The organism is Salinisphaera sp., from assembly GCF_035690525.1.
In the GTDB taxonomy this organism is placed as follows: domain Bacteria; phylum Pseudomonadota; class Gammaproteobacteria; order Nevskiales; family Salinisphaeraceae; genus Salinisphaera.
Window position 1 is genome coordinate 1 of the sequence record NZ_DASSKM010000067.1, and the last position, 3,718, is coordinate 3,718.

A 3,718-nucleotide genomic window follows, 5' to 3' on the forward strand; every position below is an offset into this window, starting at 1 on the left:
CGTGGAAAATGCGTTTGCTCGATTAAAACAATACCGCGCACTGGCTTGTCGCTTTGATAAACTGAAAAAACACTATGAAGGCGTTGTCGCCATGGCGTGCGTACTCCTATGGCTGCCTATGTGAAACGGCAACACGCCCTAATAGGGCTAACATCGCTGGAACAATAAGACATGAGCCCGGAGCATTCATTTCACAACCGTGGCGTATGCCGACCACACTTCAGATAGCGTCTCGCTTTCCACGTCGGGTTTGATCCGGAACAAGCCGGCGCTATCGGCGCGGTCGACAGGCTCGAGGAACTGCAGCACCCGGTGGTAGTCGGGGCGTTCCCAGAAATCGTGAATGAAAATCCGTGCCGCCTCGATGGCTGCGGATCGCTGCATAATGTGCTGGATGGCGGCTATCGTACAGGCCACGCGGAAGCGCCCGTCCACGAGTATCAGGTCGAATGCCTCGTCATAATCGAAGATGGCTTGGCTGTACCGGGGATAGGCGTCTTCGTGCTCCGCCGAGGTCGGGTATCCCCACGCGCCGGTCGGTCCGATGTCCACGCTGACGAGGCGACAGCGTTCGCCGAGCCGGGCTTTGAGCGCCTCGACCCATTTCGCATCGCTGTCCACGCCATGCACGTCGAGATTCTCGCCCACGGCCCAGACGGTGGAGCCGCCGGAGCCGAATTCGAAGTAGCGGGAAGCCCCGCGCAGCGCGCCTTTGAACAGGCCGCGCTCCGGTTCTGTCATATGCGGTGCATCGGGGAGCCGGATTTCGTGTTCCGGTGGCGTGCCGTCTTCGGCGGTGTCCGTCGGCTCGCTGCGCACATTGGCCAAGTAACGCGCGGCCGTGTCGGCATCGTTTTCCGCGAGCAGGGCATACGGGCGGTCGTGAATGCCAAAGGCGGTGTGCAGGATGAATGCCAATTTGGTTCGATCGTTTGCGCTGAGCCGCTGCATGCGCTCGTGCCCGGGCAGGAACAGCGCATCAGCTGCCTTAAGCGTGGTGGGCGTCAGCGGCAGGCCGGCTTCATCCGGCGAACCGTGTCGATGATCGGCATCGTGCAGCCGATAGAAGACCAAACCCTGCCGGGCCGCCCAATGCTGGAGCTCGGCCAGGTTGGGCTGATGTGTGTGCGTGGGCTGGAACGCCACTCGAACCTGAACGAGCAATGTATCGCGAAGCGCGGTTTTTGCATGATCCAAAATGAGCGCGCTGTCGTTGAGGTCGTCCAGCATTAGCCAGTCGATAGTGCGCAGGCCGTCGATCGCGTCGAGCTGGACCGTGTCGATCGGTAGCCGCGCGAGAATCCGCCGGGCCTGTTTTTCGCGCGGCGATGATTCGTCGTGTTCCAGCGGCGCGAGCAGGCTGCTGTAGCCGGGGTCCAGACAGGCGTGCAAGGTGGCCGGTTCGCCGTCGCCCAGTGCGGTGGCGGGGTAGTAATGTACGTGGGCGCGCCGGGTCCGTGACGATTTGGCGTTCTGACCCGCCGGGTCGAAGACGACCAATTCGAGTGCGTCGTGTTGCAGGAATGACTCGGCCCAGTTGGTATTCAGAAAACGGCCGCCGTTGTCGATCGCGATGATTCGGCCGTTAAATTGCCAATCGAAGTCGGAAGCCGAGCGCTGTGCCACGGGATGCTGAAGCGCGACCGGTGTCTCCTCGTCCTCGAAGCGAGGCCGATCCTGTTCGTCGAAAGACAGCGCGGCCGGCGCGCGATCGGCGCAGGCGCGCTGCCAGATCGCGCGCATCGCGTTGGTAAAATGACGGGCGAAGCCCGGGCCGTCGCATACCGGGGATTCGAGCAGCGTCCGGCGAAGCAGGGTACGGATGGTGGCCAGATTGTCCAGGTCGCGCGCGAGTTCGATCACCCGCGCCCGGTATTCCTCCCAACTCGACACCACCAGCTCCGGCATGCCGGCGTTGATGAGATGGGTGGCGCTGTGGCGGCCGGCGAACGTCGGGCCGGGCAGCGTCACCACCGGCACGCCCATTGCGAAGCCTTCGCAGGTCGTCAGCCCGCCGGAGTAAGGCCACGGGTCGAGCGCGATATCGACTTGGTTGTAGGCCGCCAGCATGTCGCGGTTATCGCTCGGTCCGTCCAGTATGATCCGTTCGCGGGCGATGCCGTGATTCTCGAACGTCGTGAGGATGCGCCGGCATAAATCCTCGTGGACATAGGCGTGGCCCTTGAGCATCAGCCTGGAATCCGCCAGCGCATGCATGATGCGGGCCCATTCGGCCAGTACCACGTCGTTGATTTTCGTCGGGTTGTTGAAGCAGCCCAGGGTGACGTAGCCGTTGATTTTGGCCGGCAGTTCGCCGAGTTCGGGCAGATAGGGCGGCGGATCGAAGACGATATAGTCGCCCGGCATGCGGATAAGCTTTTCGGAATAGAAAACGTCTTCGCCGGGCGGCGTTTCGACGGTATCGCTTATGAGATAGTCGATCGCCGCCACGCCGGTGGTATTGATCAGGCCGCCCACCCATTTGACGAGCAGCGGCGCCGGCTGCATCGCCATGACGCGCATGCGGGTGCCGCTGTGATGGCCGGACATGTCGATCAGGATATCGATTTCATCGGCGCGAATGCGCTGCGCCAGATCGCTGTCGGATAAATGACGGATCGGCTGCCAACGGCTGAACAGTTTCTCGAGCCGCACGGTCAGTTGATCCCGCGCGCCGCTCGAGCTGTAGGCGACCAGTTCGAAGTCGGCGGCGCTCAGGTTCTCCAGGCACCGGACGATCATCTTGCCGACCGGGTGTTGCCGAAAGCCGTCCGACAACATGCCGATGCGCAAGCGTTTGTCCGGCGCGCGGTCGGCCGGAACGGGGCGCGCGGGCGGGTGCGGGGCCGCGAAACGCGACTGCCACTCGAGTGCGAGCTGGCTGATCGTGTCGCGGTCGGCGTGGGGATCGTAGTGCAGGCCGGTGAGCCAGTTGGAAAACGGCAAGGGCTCGGCCGGAGCCAACTCGGTGGCCCGCCGGTAGCAGCGGTTCGCTTGGTCGAGCAGGCTCAGATCGCGATAGACGTTGCCCAGGTTGTTCCAATGGCCGTGCTTGTGCGGTTCGAGCTCGGTCAGGCGTTCGAACAGCGCAATCGCTTCGTCGAAGCCCTGGTTCTGCTGCGCCGCCCGCGCCAGCTGGACCATGACGTCGATATTATCGGGCGCCAGCGCCGCGGCGCGACGGGCACAGTCCAGCGCGAGTGCCTTCGCCATCCGATCCAGATAGACGCGGGTGAGGGTGGTCAGCGCGAACACCGAGTCGGGGCGTTGTTTTTGTGCTTGCGCCAGATGCGCCAGGGCGGTATCCGGATCTTGCTGCAGATAGGCGATGCGGCCGAGCCATTCGTGTACATCAGGCGAATCGGGCGCGAGTTCGGCCGCGGTCTCGAACGCCGAGCGCGCTTCGGCCCAGCGTTGGCTCTGCACGTGCAACGCCCCCAGATCGAGCCATGCCCCGACGGTTTTGGGTTTCTGTCGCGTGCGTTTTTTCGCTTGTTTGAGTTTTGTGTTCGGGGTACGGGTTCTTGTGGACGAATTGGCGGACGAATTGCCGGACGAATTGGATTTGCCCATGGCTGGGGAGACTCCTTCGGTGCACGATCGGCGCGTGTGCACGGTTTAGCGGATCGCTATGACAAACCAAGCGGTCATCAATACGAGTATGCCGAAGACGAACCGGAATCAACGGCGCGGAAAACGATCGAAAATGTCGCTATTT

General features: G+C 62.6%; 1 protein-coding gene and 1 pseudogene. One reads left to right on the forward strand and one right to left on the reverse strand.

What is annotated here, in order from left to right; translation table 11 throughout:
- Positions 1-124 (forward strand): annotated as a pseudogene (locus VFJ08_RS05170) (IS5/IS1182 family transposase); the annotation flags it as partial.
- Positions 125-186: 62 nt separating this feature from the next.
- Here the strand turns inward: VFJ08_RS05170 and VFJ08_RS05175 are convergent.
- Complete coding sequence (locus tag VFJ08_RS05175) at positions 187-3,573, reverse strand: tetratricopeptide repeat protein (RefSeq protein ID WP_324995859.1); 3,387 nt, start codon at positions 3,571-3,573, stop codon at positions 187-189.
- Between the last annotated feature and the right edge of the window lie 145 nt (positions 3,574-3,718).